The 14387-nt window shown below is 70.3% G+C and carries 17 protein-coding genes; 9 read left to right on the top strand and 8 right to left on the bottom strand.

Going from position 1 to position 14387, the window contains the following annotated elements; all coding sequences use genetic code 11:
- Positions 1-168: 168 nt before the first annotated feature.
- Both K415_RS25220 and K415_RS22325 read right to left on the bottom strand, forming a co-directional pair.
- A complete protein-coding gene (locus tag K415_RS25220) occupies positions 169-576 on the bottom strand; it encodes a GNAT family N-acetyltransferase (RefSeq protein WP_197024832.1) in 408 nt (135 codons plus the stop codon).
- Positions 577-789: 213 nt separating this feature from the next.
- Positions 790-1305, bottom strand: a complete 516-nt coding sequence (locus tag K415_RS22325) for a GNAT family N-acetyltransferase (protein WP_231494951.1) — start codon at positions 1303-1305, stop codon at positions 790-792.
- 552 nt (positions 1306-1857) lie between these two features.
- Here K415_RS22325 and K415_RS0121195 point away from each other — a divergent pair.
- Complete coding sequence (locus K415_RS0121195; protein WP_024289009.1) at positions 1858-2190, top strand: cellulose binding domain-containing protein; 333 nt, start codon at positions 1858-1860, stop codon at positions 2188-2190.
- A 1927-nt stretch (positions 2191-4117) separates the two neighbouring features.
- On the opposite strand, the gene K415_RS22320 is transcribed toward K415_RS0121195, so the two are convergent.
- Positions 4118-4420 (bottom strand): thioredoxin family protein, encoded by a 303-nt coding sequence (locus K415_RS22320; RefSeq protein WP_369795266.1) that lies wholly within the window; start codon positions 4418-4420, stop codon positions 4118-4120.
- A 529-nt stretch (positions 4421-4949) separates the two neighbouring features.
- Between K415_RS22320 and K415_RS24135 the strand changes: the two genes are divergently transcribed.
- Positions 4950-5366 carry a hypothetical protein gene (locus K415_RS24135; protein ID WP_155859546.1) on the top strand — a complete coding sequence of 139 codons (417 nt, stop codon included), beginning with the start codon at positions 4950-4952 and terminating at the stop codon, positions 5364-5366.
- A gap of 589 nt (positions 5367-5955) precedes the next feature.
- On the opposite strand, the gene K415_RS22310 is transcribed toward K415_RS24135, so the two are convergent.
- Positions 5956-6660: a helix-turn-helix domain-containing protein gene (locus tag K415_RS22310; RefSeq protein WP_051480697.1), complete on the bottom strand. Its 705-nt coding sequence runs from the start codon at positions 6658-6660 to the stop codon at positions 5956-5958.
- 941 nt (positions 6661-7601) lie between these two features.
- On the opposite strand from K415_RS22310, the gene K415_RS0121165 reads away from it, so the two are divergent.
- A complete protein-coding gene (locus K415_RS0121165) occupies positions 7602-7826 on the top strand; it encodes a tautomerase family protein (RefSeq protein WP_024285081.1) in 225 nt (74 codons plus the stop codon).
- An 81-nt stretch (positions 7827-7907) separates the two neighbouring features.
- Positions 7908-9524 (top strand): LuxR family transcriptional regulator, encoded by a 1617-nt coding sequence (locus K415_RS0121160; protein ID WP_024289012.1) that lies wholly within the window; start codon positions 7908-7910, stop codon positions 9522-9524.
- A 432-nt stretch (positions 9525-9956) separates the two neighbouring features.
- On the opposite strand, the gene K415_RS0121155 is transcribed toward K415_RS0121160, so the two are convergent.
- The 4 genes from K415_RS0121155 to K415_RS0121140 all read right to left on the bottom strand — a co-directional run bounded on the left by K415_RS0121155 (position 9957) and on the right by K415_RS0121140 (position 11622).
- Positions 9957-10220 (bottom strand): type II toxin-antitoxin system RelE/ParE family toxin, encoded by a 264-nt coding sequence (locus tag K415_RS0121155; protein ID WP_024285080.1) that lies wholly within the window; start codon positions 10218-10220, stop codon positions 9957-9959.
- Positions 10217-10477 (bottom strand): type II toxin-antitoxin system Phd/YefM family antitoxin, encoded by a 261-nt coding sequence (locus K415_RS0121150; protein ID WP_024285079.1) that lies wholly within the window; start codon positions 10475-10477, stop codon positions 10217-10219. The genes K415_RS0121155 and K415_RS0121150 overlap by 4 nt, the downstream gene beginning before the upstream one ends.
- Before the next feature lie 10 nt (positions 10478-10487).
- A complete protein-coding gene (locus K415_RS0121145) occupies positions 10488-11045 on the bottom strand; it encodes a GNAT family N-acetyltransferase (protein WP_024289011.1) in 558 nt (185 codons plus the stop codon).
- A gap of 64 nt (positions 11046-11109) precedes the next feature.
- The gene (locus K415_RS0121140) at positions 11110-11622 is read right to left on the bottom strand and encodes a GNAT family N-acetyltransferase (protein WP_024289010.1); all 513 of its coding nucleotides are present in this window, start codon (positions 11620-11622) and stop codon (positions 11110-11112) included.
- 55 nt (positions 11623-11677) lie between these two features.
- Here K415_RS0121140 and K415_RS24960 point away from each other — a divergent pair, with 55 nt between their 5' ends.
- The 5 genes from K415_RS24960 to K415_RS0121120 all read left to right on the top strand — a co-directional run bounded on the left by K415_RS24960 (position 11678) and on the right by K415_RS0121120 (position 14051).
- A complete protein-coding gene (locus tag K415_RS24960) occupies positions 11678-11806 on the top strand; it encodes a hypothetical protein (RefSeq protein ID WP_255347171.1) in 129 nt (42 codons plus the stop codon).
- Positions 11807-11821: 15 nt separating this feature from the next.
- Positions 11822-12109 (top strand): GNAT family N-acetyltransferase, encoded by a 288-nt coding sequence (locus K415_RS25215; RefSeq protein ID WP_369795265.1) that lies wholly within the window; start codon positions 11822-11824, stop codon positions 12107-12109.
- Positions 12110-12172: 63 nt separating this feature from the next.
- Positions 12173-12505 carry a cellulose binding domain-containing protein gene (locus K415_RS0121130; protein WP_024289009.1) on the top strand — a complete coding sequence of 111 codons (333 nt, stop codon included), beginning with the start codon at positions 12173-12175 and terminating at the stop codon, positions 12503-12505.
- Between the two features lie 887 nt (positions 12506-13392).
- Positions 13393-13656 (top strand): type II toxin-antitoxin system Phd/YefM family antitoxin, encoded by a 264-nt coding sequence (locus K415_RS0121125; protein ID WP_024289008.1) that lies wholly within the window; start codon positions 13393-13395, stop codon positions 13654-13656.
- 2 nt (positions 13657-13658) lie between these two features.
- Positions 13659-14051: a type II toxin-antitoxin system VapC family toxin gene (locus K415_RS0121120; RefSeq protein ID WP_024289007.1), complete on the top strand. Its 393-nt coding sequence runs from the start codon at positions 13659-13661 to the stop codon at positions 14049-14051.
- The last annotated feature ends 336 nt before the right edge of the window (positions 14052-14387 follow it).

The raw sequence follows: 14387 nt of genomic DNA, 5'->3' as shown, positions 1-14387 counted from the left end.
TCCTCCAACGAGGCGAGGTCGTCGGGGGAGACCAGGACTGCGGGCCGGCTCACCGTTGCGCGTGATGACAAACCCGCTCGTGGGTGTCGTGCACGGATCCGACGATCGCGGACAGGTGGGCCTTGACGTTGGCCAGCGACGTAGTGGTCGTCATGACCCGAATTCTAGTCACCATTCCCGGCGCTGTACGGGGCAATCGGAGCCGACGCCCCTGCGAGGTCGCGGACGTACCAGTTGAGCTCGCCCCTCGCCGCCGCGTCGAGCCAAACGGAAGCCAGTCCTGAGAGCGACCGCGACGGACGCCGCATTGGCTGGCTCGGTGCGGATGATCGCCTCGCGAACACCGTGCCGGGTGGCCAAGAAGGTGCACATCAGCGCAACCCGCGGGGATGCCAGGCCACGGCCTCTGGCCTCGGGATAGAAGCCCGTAGGCGATGTTCGCTTGACCGGGCTCCAGCCCAGCGAGCTCGAGGTGCGCGTCCACCGTCCCCACGAGGCGCTCGGGGACCCCGGCGCAGATGCCGAACGTGATCGTCGGCCCGCCTGCCTGCCACGCGGCCATGCAAGCCCGGACATGCGCCTCGACCGTCTCGTGGGTGCCGGGTCCGCCGTTGAGCCAGCGAACGAGTTCCTCGTCCTCGCCGGCGAGGTGCTCGGCGATGTCCCCGAGGTCCAGGGGCCGGAGCACGACGACGCCGTCGGTGAGCCGGGTCAAGCCGTCCATGAACCCATCGTGCCGCCTGACGCGGCCGACGGACACGGACCGCGGTCGGATCGACCCGCCGCGGGTCATCGCGTGGGGCACCCAGTAGCGCCGCTTGGGTCTGCCGTCGGCGACGTCCGCCACGTTCTCCAGCATTCCGCCGCAGCGCTCGATGACCGTTGCTGAGCCGGGTTGTTGTTGTCGTCGCACATCACCAGCGCCGGGTCGATCCCGTGTTCGCGAGCCACGGCGGGCCCGGCGCCAAGGAGGGCCGTGGCGTATCCGCGCCTGCGGTACGCGGGGCGCACTCCGTAGCCGATGTGCCCGCCGACGCGCTCGAGCGACTCGGTCAACCGGTGACGCACCGACACGCGTCCCACGACCACGCCGTCGACGACGCCGTACAGGTCGGTCCACGGCACGATTCCCGGTGGGAGGTCCTCGCCGCGGCTCAGGCGTGTGATCCGGGCGAGGTATGCGTCCCACGCCTCTTCGGCGTCGAAGAAGGGGAGGAACGCGAAGTCCTCGGCCGCGAGTTCGGCGTGAGCCGCCCTGGCGCCGCCTGCGTCGTCGGCGCGCAGGGCACGCAGCTCGAGACTCACGGCGCCACTATGGCAGCCGGACTGGCCCGTGGTCCCCGTCATGTTGGATGAGCGGGTGGAGATCCGACCCTGCACGGACGAGGACCTCGACGCGCTCAGATCTCGCTGGCCGACGACGGGGAGGTCCACGAGGCGCACTACGCCCAGCACCGCGAAGGCCGGGCCACCTACCTGGTGGCGTAGCAGGGCGGGGAGCCGTTGGGCTCCTGCATGGTCCAGTGGGGGGGCTGCGTAGGCCGGTCCGCTCGGGCGGCGTTCCCCGGCGCCGTCGAGATCAACCACCTGCAGGTGCGTGCCGAGTCTCTTGGGCAAGGAGTCGGGGACCCTGCTGATGCAGGCCGCAGAGGCTCGCGTCGTCGGACGTGGGCGCAACCAGGTCGTCGTCGCGGTCGGTGACACCAACGGCGACGGCGAACAGCTCTACGTGCGCCTCGGCTACGCACGGACGGGGAGAGGGGGCACCCACCACATCACCGCCACCGTGGGTGACAGCGCAAGCCAGGGCGGCGTCGGCGACGTCATCCTGACGGTCCGGGGGTCGCCGAGCCGCCGGTGGAGGAGTCGCCGACCTGCGCCGTGCGCTACACCGTGCACGGGGACTGGCCGACCGGCTTCACCTCCCAGATCTGGATCCGGAACATCGGCACCGACCCCATCGACGGGTGGGACCTTGAGTGGGAGATGCCGGCCGGGCAATCCGTGGCACACCACTGGAGCTCCACCATGACCACGGAGGGCGCGACGGTCACGGCCACGAACCTGTCCTGGAACGCCGGTATCCTGGCGGGTCAGGAGATCACCATCGGGTTCGCCGGCGCCAAACCGTTCGGCGAGGCGGCTGCTGTTCCGACGTGGTTCCGGCTTAACGGGGGCGCATGCGAGTGACCAGTCGAGTGAGGGTCTGCGCGCTCGTCGTCGTGCTCGTGGCGTGCGTGGGCGCGCTGGGTGCCTGCGCGAACGACGAGGCCGGGGGGCGGATGCGGGCCTTCGACGACACCGGCTTTCCACCGGACGCGATCGAGGAGGGCTGGATGGTCGCGCTGCCGGCCTCCGACGCGGACCTGGGGACCTCCTCGGTGCGTACCCGGAGGGTGGCCACAGAGCCGACCGCAACGATCCAAGAGGCCGACGTCCTCGGGTCCGGAGGTGCGTGGCAACCGCTCGGCGCCCGGCGGGCGGTTCGACCTGCCCGTTGCTCCCGGTGAGTGGGCGGCCTGCTACTTGCCGAAGCCCGACGACGTCGGGCCGCACGGAGTTGCGGGCTGCAGCGTGCTGCAACTGGAGGAAGGGTCACGCGTCGAAGCAAGCTGGGGGGAGGAACGGGTTCTGGGCGGTGGTCGACTGACCGCCCAGGCGTGCGCAACGGCGTCCAGACGGGCGGCGGTCAGCGCGACCACGCCCCCAGGCGGTCATGTGTCGTACCGGCTCTGTCACTGTTCCAGGGAGGGTGCGGCGCGCGTCCTGGGTACTCGGCTCGCCCCCTCGGTCGCAACGGGTCTGAGGCCGTCAACGAACAGATCCCGTCGGACGCAACGGCATCCGACGGGATCCAACGGGTGGAGGTGGCGGGAATCGAACCTGTCTGGTGGCGTGTGGACGTGTTGGGTCGAGCCGGTGACCTGCGGTGACGTCGGAACGTGGAAGGTTCTGGGTGGTGCTCGAGGCGGGATCTGTTGACGGCGTCAACAGTGGCCCGGTCGCATGAGCCCTCGGTCGGCCTGGACCTTGTTGCACGACGATGCCACCTTCAGCCCTGATGTACTACAGTGAAGCACATGACACAGGTAGGGATTCGTGCGCTGAAGCAGAACGCCTCGGCCGTCGTCGCCCACGCCGTCCGCCGGGGAGACTGTCACGATCACCGATAGGGGACGCCCGGTGGCTCAGCTGACGGCGATCCCGTCGTCGCGCCTCCAGCAGCTGCTGAACGCCGGGGGCGCCCGCGCCCCGCGCGTCACACCATCGGGGAAGCTTCCGCCCCGAGGCGGGCCGAACCTGTCCCGACGAGCTCGCTGCGATGAGAGATGCCGAGAGGTACTAGCCGTGGCCCACTACCTCGACACCTCGGCGCTGGTGAAGCTCGTCGTCTCCGAGGCAGAGACGGCGGCCCTGCGGCGCGTGGCTGGCCGCGGCCGAACGTGAGCCGGTGTCCTGCGATCTCGCGAGGACCGAGTTGTTGCGCGCCGTGCGTCGCGCCGCCCCCGACCGCGTCGTGCAGGCACGGGCGGTACTCGACTCGATCACGCTCATGACGGTCACGACCGCGACCTTTGAGGAGGCGGCTCGTCTCGATCCGACGCTCCTGCGTAGCCCTCGACGCCGTCCACCTTGCGGCTGCCCTGAGCCTCGGTGACGACCTCGAAGGGATCGTCACCTACGACGACCGACTCGCCGAGGCCGCCCAGTCAACGGCGTCTCGGTCACATCCCCCTTCTAGGACTCCTCGCCAGAAACCGCCCAGAGATGCAGACCGGTCGCTTCGGAGGCCTGTGCCGTTTCGGCGGACCTCGTTGCTCGGTAGAACGGCCCCGCGGCATGGCGGACAGGGCGTCGTCGATCGTGCTCGCAGCGGCCGGACGCGGAGTCCATTGACGACCTTGCCGCCGGGCCCGACGGTCCCTGGCTACAAGGCCTCCGTCGACGAGCCGCCTGCAGACCTGGTTCACCGTCTGCCTCGGACTGACGGCGGCCCGTCGAGCGAGCTCGCCATCGTCGAGGGCTCGTGTTGCTTGCGAAAGGGCGCTCAGAACCCGTTCGCGGTTCGTCGTCATTGAGCATTCCGTCTCGCTCCGAGCGGTCGACGTGGTGCGGATCAGCCGCGGGGCGAGCACCTCGACCAGCTGCCCGACTGTCGGGGAGCCGCTGACCCCGGCAGGGGTGCGATACAGCCGGCACGACAGCCCACCGGCGCGCCAGGCTCGGCGAACGGGTCTTCCCCGTCCACCAGGACCGACGGCGAGCCGTGGAAGCCCCACGACTCGGCCGCGTCGGCGGTGGTAACCAGGACTCGCTCCACGTCCGTGGTGTTGCCCACGGCGGCAAGAGCCTCGCGCAGCCGCGCGTCGGCCACCTGCCAGCTGGGGCACTCGTCGAAGTACAGGAGCTGGATCCTCATCGACCCATCCTGTTCCACCGGGGCCAGGTGCGATTCCGGGCCGTGCGGCGCGCCGAGCGGTTCGTCAAGCATCGAGGTCGATTGCCTTGGGCTGAAGTCCCAGCCCAGCCATGCGCGGCCTGCCGCAGAGAGCGTGCCAGGGCATGGGCGCTCACGTGCGAATCGAGGGAACAGCCGGACACACGAAGGCCGCGACCCGTGGTGAGCGGTGTGGCGGCCTTGATGTCACCTGACCCGCGCGAACGCGGGGCAGGACGGTGGAGGTGGCGGGAATCGAACCTGTCGTGAGGCGCCGGGACGTCTAGCCTCGTGCGGCTGACCTGCGGGAACGCTGGAGGACGTCGCCGTCCCGTCGGCTCAGATTGGCCGGACGTACCGACGCATCAACGCGCGGGCCGGCTATCGACGGGTCGCGGCCTCGAGGAGGTCGGCCACGAGAGCGATCCTCGTCGCGTCCGATCTCGAGGCCACCCGCAGCGCGGATCAGTCTGAGAGTCCGGCCGACCTGCTCGACGAACCATCGATGTGCGTGGAGCGCGGCGTCCGCGGCGATCACTGGATCGCACCCCGCCAGCTGCGCCAGGGCGACATCCCTTGCCACCGGGTCGAGCAGGATCGTGGACGATGTTCCAGCAGGTCGGTGCCTTCCTTCGCCGTCGACCGCAGCAATACCGCCTGGAGGCTTCATCGCCACGAGGGGTCCCGGCTCGGCGACGCGCGCTACGGCGCTGACGGTCGACTGCCGATCGGAGCCGAGGACGTCGATGCGCAGCTCGGTCGCAGTCCGGAACGCCCAGGCGTGAGCCATCTCGTACAGGCGGTCGGTCGGGTCCTCGATGTCGGGGGAGTCCGGCGCGTCGATCACGTCGATGACGTCCACCCGCACCGGGCCGCTCGGCGTGATCACATTCGCTGCGGCGGGCTCGACCGCCTCCGCGCCGGGTGAGGCGCGGAGCAGCTCCAGGAGGGACGGTGTGCGTGCCGCGGACGGTCCAGGGTGTCGAGGTCGCCCGTTGATCGATGGTCCCGGTAACTGAGCGTGTCCAGGTCCGACGTCGCGCGATAGGCCCTGTGCACCCGGCACAGGACGGCGATGCCGCCACGACGGTTGGTGTCTCCCCGGAGATGTCGGCCACAACGCTGATGGCCTCGACGAGGCGACGCGTCTCGTCGCCGACCAGCAGGACATGCGGCGTCTCGGCGCTACCAGACACGAGCCCACCCTTCCGGCGGATCCCAGGTGTTGAGGATCTCTCGACCGCGGCCGACGTCCTGAGCGAGGTCGAGTGCGACGAACAGCGGCGCGGCGAGCGGTCGTTCCTCAAGGGACCGTCTCGCGGCGTCGACTCGGCGCTCGCAGACCTCGGGAACCGGCGCCACTCGCACGGTGGCACGGGCCTCACCCGGGGTTGAGGCGATGCCCAGGAGCGTGCGGGCGCGCCTGAGGATCGCGTCCGTGGGGACGAAGTAGTCGGCGGGCTGGTCGGCGCGGGCGGCGACGGGCGCGCCATACACCGCCGCCGCCAGCGTGTCCGTCAGCGCCCAGCCGACAGTGCCCTCGACGTCGTCGAAGCCCAGCTGGAGCGCCTCGTTGACAGGCCCCCTCCCGGCTCGGGTGCGCCGGCCAGGCTCACGCGCTTGCCGGGCCACACGTCCGCAACGCTCCAGAACAGTTCCGACGTCGGCCGGTTGGTCGCTCCCTCGACGAGGGAGTCGTCCTTGAGCGCCTTGAGAACCTCCGACACGGTGCTCGGCGAGCGGCCAAGTCGACGAGCCAGGCCACGGACGGTGTGCTCGTCGGTGGGGCTGGACAGCATGGCGCACGCCACCGCGAGGCCGGCGGGCGCTGCGAGCGGATCGCGGGGGCCCGGACGCTCCCACGCGGACGGCACCTGCGCATGCACCAGGATCCCGGGACCCTGGACGTGCAGGGTCCCTCGAAGGTCCAGCCAGCCCCAACCCGCTTCCTGGAGAGCTTGGCGTGCCTCCTTGCCGATCCTGTCCGCGACGACAACGCGCACCACGGACGGGTCCTCTTGCTGACGGAACGCCGGGTTGGCCCGGACCGCGTGCTCGGGGAACACCGCCCAGCGCTTGACCTGCACCGCGACGCGGGTCGTCCCCAGGACAAGGACCAGATCAGCCGAACGGTCACCCGGCTCGGGGCGCGCGGTCAGCGCCCCTGCCGCCTCGAGGGCCTCCTCCAGGAGCGAGATCGCCTCGTCTGCTCGGCTGTCCACGGGTCAAGCATACGAGAAGTGTTCGGTGTTCGGGAAGCCCCGAACACCGAACGCACCTCGGCGGTGTGGGCAGTGCGTGCCGACTGAACCCGGTTCGCGGCAACGCGTGGTCTTCGTCCTTGGCATGCTGGACGGTCCCGCCCGCTCCGCCCCGCGCTCCGTTGGCATGTTGTTGACGCCGTCAACGGTGGGCTCTCCGGCGCTGTCAGTGGTAGACGTCGCGGCGGCTCACAGCCTCACACCGCACCGCTACACCACTCCCCAGGACTTGACCCTCACCGAGCTACCGGTACACCACTCTGGCGGACTCCACTGCGAGGGCGGGGTGACGGGGAAAGGGGGCTGGAGTGGCTTCGGCGTTGAACGCGTCAACGGGCGTGGGCGACCTCGGAGTCGGGACTCCGTCCCGACTCGGCCGTTCTAGTCGGTCCGGTCGTTGCAGCATCGACGCGGTCAACAGCGCGCTGAAGCGGCAGGGGTCGTGGGTGATGCGAGGCGGTCGAGATGTGCCTGCCCGGCGCAGGACCGCAGGTTCCCGGCATACCGGGCCGTTGTGCCCGCCCGTCGAGCGAGTTGGTCATCGTCGAGCGGGAGTGACCAGCCTTGCGGCCGATCACAACGTGGGGTCTTCCCCGGAGTCGTCAAGGTGCTGGTCAGCGATCTATTCGAGTAGTCCTGCAGGACCCCGTCACAGGCCGGCGCCGAAATTCTCGCAGGGCCTCACGCGGGCATGCGCCGACGAGGACCTCGAGTCGCGCGACCGGTCAGTGCTGAGCACGTGGGTGAACCCTGCGCTGCCGCGGGTCAGCGCTGGCCCGTTCGGGCCAGTGACCCGTCGGGCAGAGATGGCCGGTTCTGCCGACGCGGGGACCTGCCCCTGGAACCGAGAGTTGCTCCAGGAGCTCCGCAAGCGGCGGAGCCCAGGACAGAAGGAGATCGACATGCCGTTCATCCAGGTCAAGGTCATCGAGAACGTCTTCACCGACGACCAGAAGCAGCAGATCGTCCGGAGCCTCACCGACGCCATGGTGGGCATCGAAGGCGAGAACATGCGTCCGGTCACGTGGTGCGTGGTCGAGGAGGTCCGGAGCGGCAGCTGGGGGATCGCCGGCAACCCACTCACCACCGCGGACGTCAAGGCCCTGGCGGCGGGCGTGGGCGTTTGACCCGTCCACCCCTCGCCGTGCCGGATCGGGCGGGCGCCTCGGGCGCCCGCCCGCCTGGTGTGGGGACGACCATACTGAGGAATGACTTCCATGGTGTCGGCGCAGTCAGCACTCGACGCGGGTTCGTGGCACCTCGCCCGGACCGCGTTCCGGGCTGTCGCCGAGGAGACCGAGGATCCTCTCGCCTACGAGGGGTTGGCCCAGGTCGCCTGGTGGCTCGACGACGGTGACGCGTGCGTGGGAGCACGCGAGACGGCGTACCGACGTCATCGGGAGCTCGGCGACTCGCTCGGTGCGGCGCGGGCCGCCACCGCCCTCGCGTGGGACTCCCTGCTCTTCGGTCACGGTGAGTCCGTTGCCCTCGGCTGGTGGGGGCGGGCGGGGGCGCTCCTCGAGGAGCTCGACGAGTCGGCCGAGCACGGCTGGCACGCAGTCCGGGAGGCCGAGCTCGCCATAGAGGTCGGCCACGACCCCGTCCGCGCGTTGCTGGCCGGAGAGCGAGCGTCGGCCGTCGCGAGACGGCTCGGCCTGGGAGACCTCGAGGTCGTCGGTCTGGCCCTGCAGGGTCTTGCCATGACGTGCGCCGGAGACATCCAGGGGGGCATGGCGCGCCTGGATGCCTCGGTGGCCGCGGCGACGTCGGGTGACGTGCCGGACCCGATGTGGATGGGGAAGGTCTGCTGCTGGCTCATCGTGGCCTGCAACCAGAACAAGGACGTGACGCGAGCGGCGGACTGGTGCCGCCGGGTGGAGGCCATCTGCACCGAACGTGACCTCGCACCCCTCTTCAACGTGTGCCGCATCCAGTATGCGTCGGTACAGGTGGCGCGAGGGTCGTGGCGTGAGGCCGAACAGGAGCTGACCGGGGTTCTCGACCGGCTCTCGGCGTCGCGCCGCGCTTCCCGGCTCGAAGCGGTGGTGCAACTGGGCGAGCTGCGGCGCCGCCAGGGTCGGCTCGACGAGGCAGAGGCCCTCTTCGCGCAGGCCGAGTTCCACCCGGCCGCGATCGCGGGGCGCGCGCGGATGCAGATGTCCGGCGGCGACCCGGCGGCCGCCTGGACGACGATCCGGGGCCTCCTGGAGTGGCTGCCGAAGGACAGTCGCCTGGCCCGCGCAGACGTGCTCCTGCCCGCCGTTCTCGTCGCGCAGGCCGCCGGCCACGAAGATGCCGCGCGGCTCCTCGCGGCCGAGTTGCGCCAGACGGCGGAGCTGACCGGCACCCCCTCGCTGATGGCCACCGCCTCGGCGGCTGATGCCGCCGTGGCACCACCGGATGCCGCTGTTTCCCTGCTGACCGAGGCGGTGCGGAGGTTCAGCGCCGCGGACCTGCGCTTCGACGAGGCCCACACCCGGCTCGCTCTCGCGGAGGCGCTTCTCGCGACGGGCGATCGGTCCGCGGCCCGGCGTCATCTCGCGCTCGCGACGGAGGTCCTGGACGAGCTGTCCGCCGGCGACGACCTGGCGCGTGCCCGTCGGCTAGCTGATGCCGCCGGCATGCCGGCGGGTGGTCCGCTCTCGGCCCGGGAGCGCGAGGTGCTGCGGCTGGTGTCGCAGGGGATGAGCAACCACGAGATCGCGGCGTCGCTCGTCCTCAGCGAGCACACGGTGCACCGTCACGTCGCCAACATCCTCACCAAGCTCGGCCAGACCTCACGCACCGGTGCCGCCTCGTATGCCATCCAGGCAGGTCTGTTCTGACGCGCCGGTCGCGCTGTGCGGGACGCTCCGGGGCCGCCCGTGCAGCGGTGATTGGTCTGGCCGACTACGCCGCGCACCCGCTCCACCAGCAGACCGGACCGACCACCAGCTCGGATTCACCATGCTCACCTTCACTTCGCGATCATGCGTGGGTGTGTGGCGCGCCCGAAGACCAGACAACGTCTCCTGGGCCGGTGGTGCAGAGACACGAAGGCCGCCGTCCATGGCGAGTGGACGACGGCCTTGATGTCACCTGACCCGCGCGAACGCAGGCACAGGACGGTGGAGGTGACGGGAGTCGAACCTGCCGGAGGGGGTCGTGACGTCACAGGTCACGGCGGTGACCTGCGGTGATGCCGGGACGGCTCGGGTTCTGGCGGGTCTGGTTGGCTGGGCTCGTTGACGCCGTCAACGGTGCGTTCTCCGGCGTTGTCAGTGGTAGACGTCGCGGCGGTGGTCGACGGTCATGATGGTGACGGTGGTTGTCTCGTCGTCGATGGCGTAGATGACTCTGTACTGGCCGCGGCGAGCTGACCAGTACCCGGCAAGCTCTCGCGCCAGGCGCTTGCCGACCCGTTGCGGGTTCTCGGAGAGTGCTCCGTTGGCGAGCTCCCAGACGGCTGTGGCGACGGACTCCGGCAGGGTGTTCTCGATCGCGCGCCGCGCCGGTGACGCCCAGCGGATGCGGTAGGTCACGCGCGATGCAGCGCAGGCAGCTCGACGGTCTCGCCGGCGTCGATCTCAGCCCTGGCCCGTGCGACCTGTGCCATCAGCGCCTTGTCGGACAGGATGTCCAGGGTCTCCTCCAACGAGGCGAGGTCGTCGGGGGAGACCAGGACTGCGGCCGGCTCACCGTTGCGCGTGATGACAACCCGCTCGTGGGTGTCGTGCACGGATCCGACGATCGCGGACAGGTGGGCCTTGACGTTGGCCAGCGACGTAGTGGTCGTCATGACCCGAATTCTAGTCACCATTCCCGGCGCTGTACGGGGCAATCGGAGCCGACGCCCCTGCGAGGTCGCGGACGTACCAGTTGAGCTCGCCCTCGCCGCCGCGTCGAGCCAAACGGAAGCCAGTCCTGAGAGCGACCGCGACGGACGCCGCATTGGCTGGCTCGGTGCGGATGATCGCCTCGCGAACACCGTGCCGGGTGGCCAAGAAGGTGCACATCAGCGCAACCGCGCGGGATGCCAGGCCACGGCCTCTGGCCTCGGGATAGAGCCCGTAGGCGATGTTCGCTTGACCGGGCTCCAGCCCAGCGAGCTCGAGGTGCGCGTCCACCGTCCCCACGAGGCGCTCGGGGACCCCGGCGCAGATGCCGAACGTGATCGTCGGCCCGCCTGCCTGCCACGCGGCCATGCAAGCCCGGACATGCGCCTCGACCGTCTCGTGGGTGCCGGGTCCGCCGTTGAGCCAGCGAACGAGTTCCTCGTCCTCGCCGGCGAGGTGCTCGGCGATGTCCCCGAGGTCCAGGGGCCGGAGCACGACGACGCCGTCGGTGAGCCGGGTCAAGCCGTCCATGAACCCATCGTGCCGCCTGACGCGGCCGACGCACCGGACCGCGGTCGGATCGACCCGCCGCGGGTCATCGCGTGGGCACCCAGTAGCGCCGCTTGGGTCTGCCGTCGGCGACGTCCGCCACGTTCTCCAGCATTCCGCCGCAGCGCTCGATGACCGTTGCTGAGCCGGTGTTGTTGTCGTCGCACATCACCAGCGCCGGGTCGATCCCGTGTTCGCGAGCCACGGCGGGCCCGGCGCCAAGGAGGGCCGTGGCGTATCCGCGCCTGCGGTACGCGGGGCGCACTCCGTAGCCGATGTGCCCGCCGACGCGCTCGAGCGACTCGGTCAACCGGTGACGCACCGACACGCGTCCCACGACCACGCCGTCGACGACGCCGTACAGGTCGGTCCACGGCACGATTCCCGGTGGGAGGTCCTCGCCGCGGCTCAGGCGTGTGATCCGGGCGAGGTATGCGTCCCACGCCTCTTCGGCGTCGAAGAAGGGGAGGAACGCGAAGTCCTCGGCCGCGAGTTCGGCGTGAGCCGCCCTGGCGCCGCCTGCGTCGTCGGCGCGCAGGGCACGCAGCTCGAGACTCACGGCGCCACTATGGCAGCCGGACTGGCCCGTGGTCCCCGTCATGTTGGATGAGCGGGTGGAGATCCGACCCTGCACGGACGAGGACCTCGACGCGCTCAGATCTCGCTGGCCGACGACGGGGGAGGTCCACGAGGCGCACTACGCCCAGCACCGCGAAGGCCGGGCCACCTACCTGGTGGCGTAGCAGGGCGGGGAGCCGTTGGGCTCCTGCATGGTCCAGTGGGGCGGCTGCGTAGGCCGGTCCGCTCGGGCGGCGTTCCCCGGCGCCGTCGAGATCAACCACCTGCAGGTGCGTGCCGAGTCTCTTGGGCAAGGAGTCGGGACCCTGCTGATGCAGGCCGCAGAGGCTCGCGTCGTCGGACGTGGGCGCAACCAGGTCGTCGTCGCGGTCGGTGACACCAACGGCGACGGCGAACAGCTCTACGTGCGCCTCGGCTACGCACGGACGGGGAGAGGGCACCCACCACATCACCGCCACCGTGGGTGACAGCGCAAGCCAGGCGGCGTCGGCGACGTCATCCTGACGGTCCGGCGGGTCGCCGAGCCGCCGGTGGAGGAGTCGCCGACCTGCGCCGTGCGCTACACCGTGCACGGGGACTGGCCGACCGGCTTCACCTCCCAGATCTGGATCCGGAACATCGGCACCGACCCCATCGACGGGTGGGACCTTGAGTGGGAGATGCCGGCCGGGCAATCCGTGGCACACCACTGGAGCTCCACCATGACCACGGAGGGCGCGACGGTCACGGCCACGAACCTGTCCTGGAACGCCGGTATCCTGGCGGGTCAGGAGATCACCATCGGGTTCGCCGGCGCCAAACCGTTCGGCGAGGCGGCTGCTGTTCCGACGTGGTTCCGGCTTAACGGGGGCGCATGCGAGTGACCAGTCGAGTGAGGGTCTGCGCGCTCGTCGTCGTGCTCGTGGCGTGCGTGGGCGCGCTGGGTGCCTGCGCGAACGACGAGGCCGGGGGCCGGATGCGGGCCTTCGACGACACCGGCTTTCCACCGGACGCGATCGAGGAGGGCTGGATGGTCGCGCTGCCGGCCTCCGACGCGACCTGGGACCTCCTCGGTGCGTACCCGGAGGGTGGCCACAGAGCCGACCGCAACGATCCAAGAGGCCGACGTCCTCGGGTCCGGAGGTGCGTGGCAACCGCTCGGCGCCCGGCGGGCGGTTCGACCTGCCCGTTGCTCCCGGTGAGTGGGCGGCCTGCTACTTGCCGAAGCCCGACGACGTCGGGCCGCACGGAGTTGCGGGCTGCAGCGTGCTGCAACTGGAGGAAGGGTCACGCGTCGAAGCAAGCTGGGGGGGAGAACGGGTTCTGGGCGGTGGTCGACTGACCGCCCAGGCGTGCGCAACGGCGTCCAGACGGGCGGCGGTCAGCGCGACCACGCCCCCAGGCGGTCATGTGTCGTACCGGCTCTGTCACTGTTCCAGGGAGGGTGCGGCGCGCGTCCTGGGTACTCGGCTCGCCCTCGGGTCGCAACGGGTCTGAGGCCGTCAACGAACAGATCCCGTCGGACGCAACGGCATCCGACGGGATCCAACGGGTGGAGGTGGCGGGAATCGAACCTGTCTGGTGGCGTGTGGACGTGTTGGGTCGAGCCGGTGACCTGCGGTGACGTCGGAACGTGGAAGGTTCTGGGTGGTGCTCGAGGCGGGATCTGTTGACGGCGTCAACAGTGGCCCGGTCGCATGAGCCCTCGGTCGGCCTGGACCTTGTTGCACGACGATGCCACCTTCAGCCCTGATGTACTACAGTGAAGCACATGACACAGGTAGGGATTCGTGCGCTGAAGCAGAACGCCTCGGCCGTCGTCGCCCACGCCGTCGCCGGGGAGACTGTCACGATCACCGATAGGGGACGCCCGGTGGCTCAGCTGACGGCGATCCCGTCGTCGCGCCTCCAGCAGCTGCTGAACGCGGGGGGCGCCCGCGCCGCGCGTCACACCATCGGGGAACTTCCCGCCCCCGAGGCGGGGCCGAACCTGTCCCACGAGCTCGCTGCGATGAGAGATGCCGAGAGGTACTAGCCGTGGCCCACTACCTCGACACCTCGGCGCTGGTGAAGCTCGTCGTCTCCGAGGCAGAGACGGCGGCCCTGCGCGCGTGGCTGGCCGCGGCCGAACGTGAGCCGGTGTCCTGCGATCTCGCGAGGACCGAGTTGTTGCGCGCCGTGCGTCGCGCCGCCCCCGACCGCGTCGTGCAGGCACGGGCGGTACTCGACTCGATCACGCTCATGACGGTCACGACCGCGACCTTTGAGGAGGCGGGCCGTCTCGATCCGACGCTCCTGCGTAGCCTCGACGCCGTCCACCTTGCGGCGGCCCTGAGCCTCGGTGACGACCTCGAAGGGATCGTCACCTACGACGACCGACTCGCCGAGGCCGCCCAGTCCAACGGCGTCTCGGTCACATCCCCCTTCTAGGACTCCTCGCAGAACCGCCCAGAGATGCAGACCGGTCGCTTCGGAGGCCCTGTGCCGTTCGGCGACTCGTTGCTCGGTAGAACGGCCCGGCGGCATGGCGGACAGGGCGTCGTCGATCGTGCTCGCAGCGGGCCGGACGCGGAGTCCATTGACGACCTTGCCGCCGGGCCCGACGGTCCTGGCTACAAGGCCTCCGTCGACGAGCCGCCTGCAGACCTGGTTCACCGTCTGCCTCGGACTGACGGCGGCCCGTCGAGCGAGCTCGCCATCGTCGAGGGCTCGTGTTGCTTGCGAAAGGACGCTCAGAACCCGTTCGCGGTTCGTCGTCATTGAGCA

Origin of the sequence: Cellulomonas sp. KRMCY2 (assembly GCF_000526515.1) — a bacterium.
Lineage (GTDB): Bacteria > Actinomycetota > Actinomycetes > Actinomycetales > Cellulomonadaceae > Actinotalea.
The sequence above is the reverse complement of the archived record's forward strand: the minus strand, read 5'-3'. Positions and strand labels throughout refer to the sequence as shown.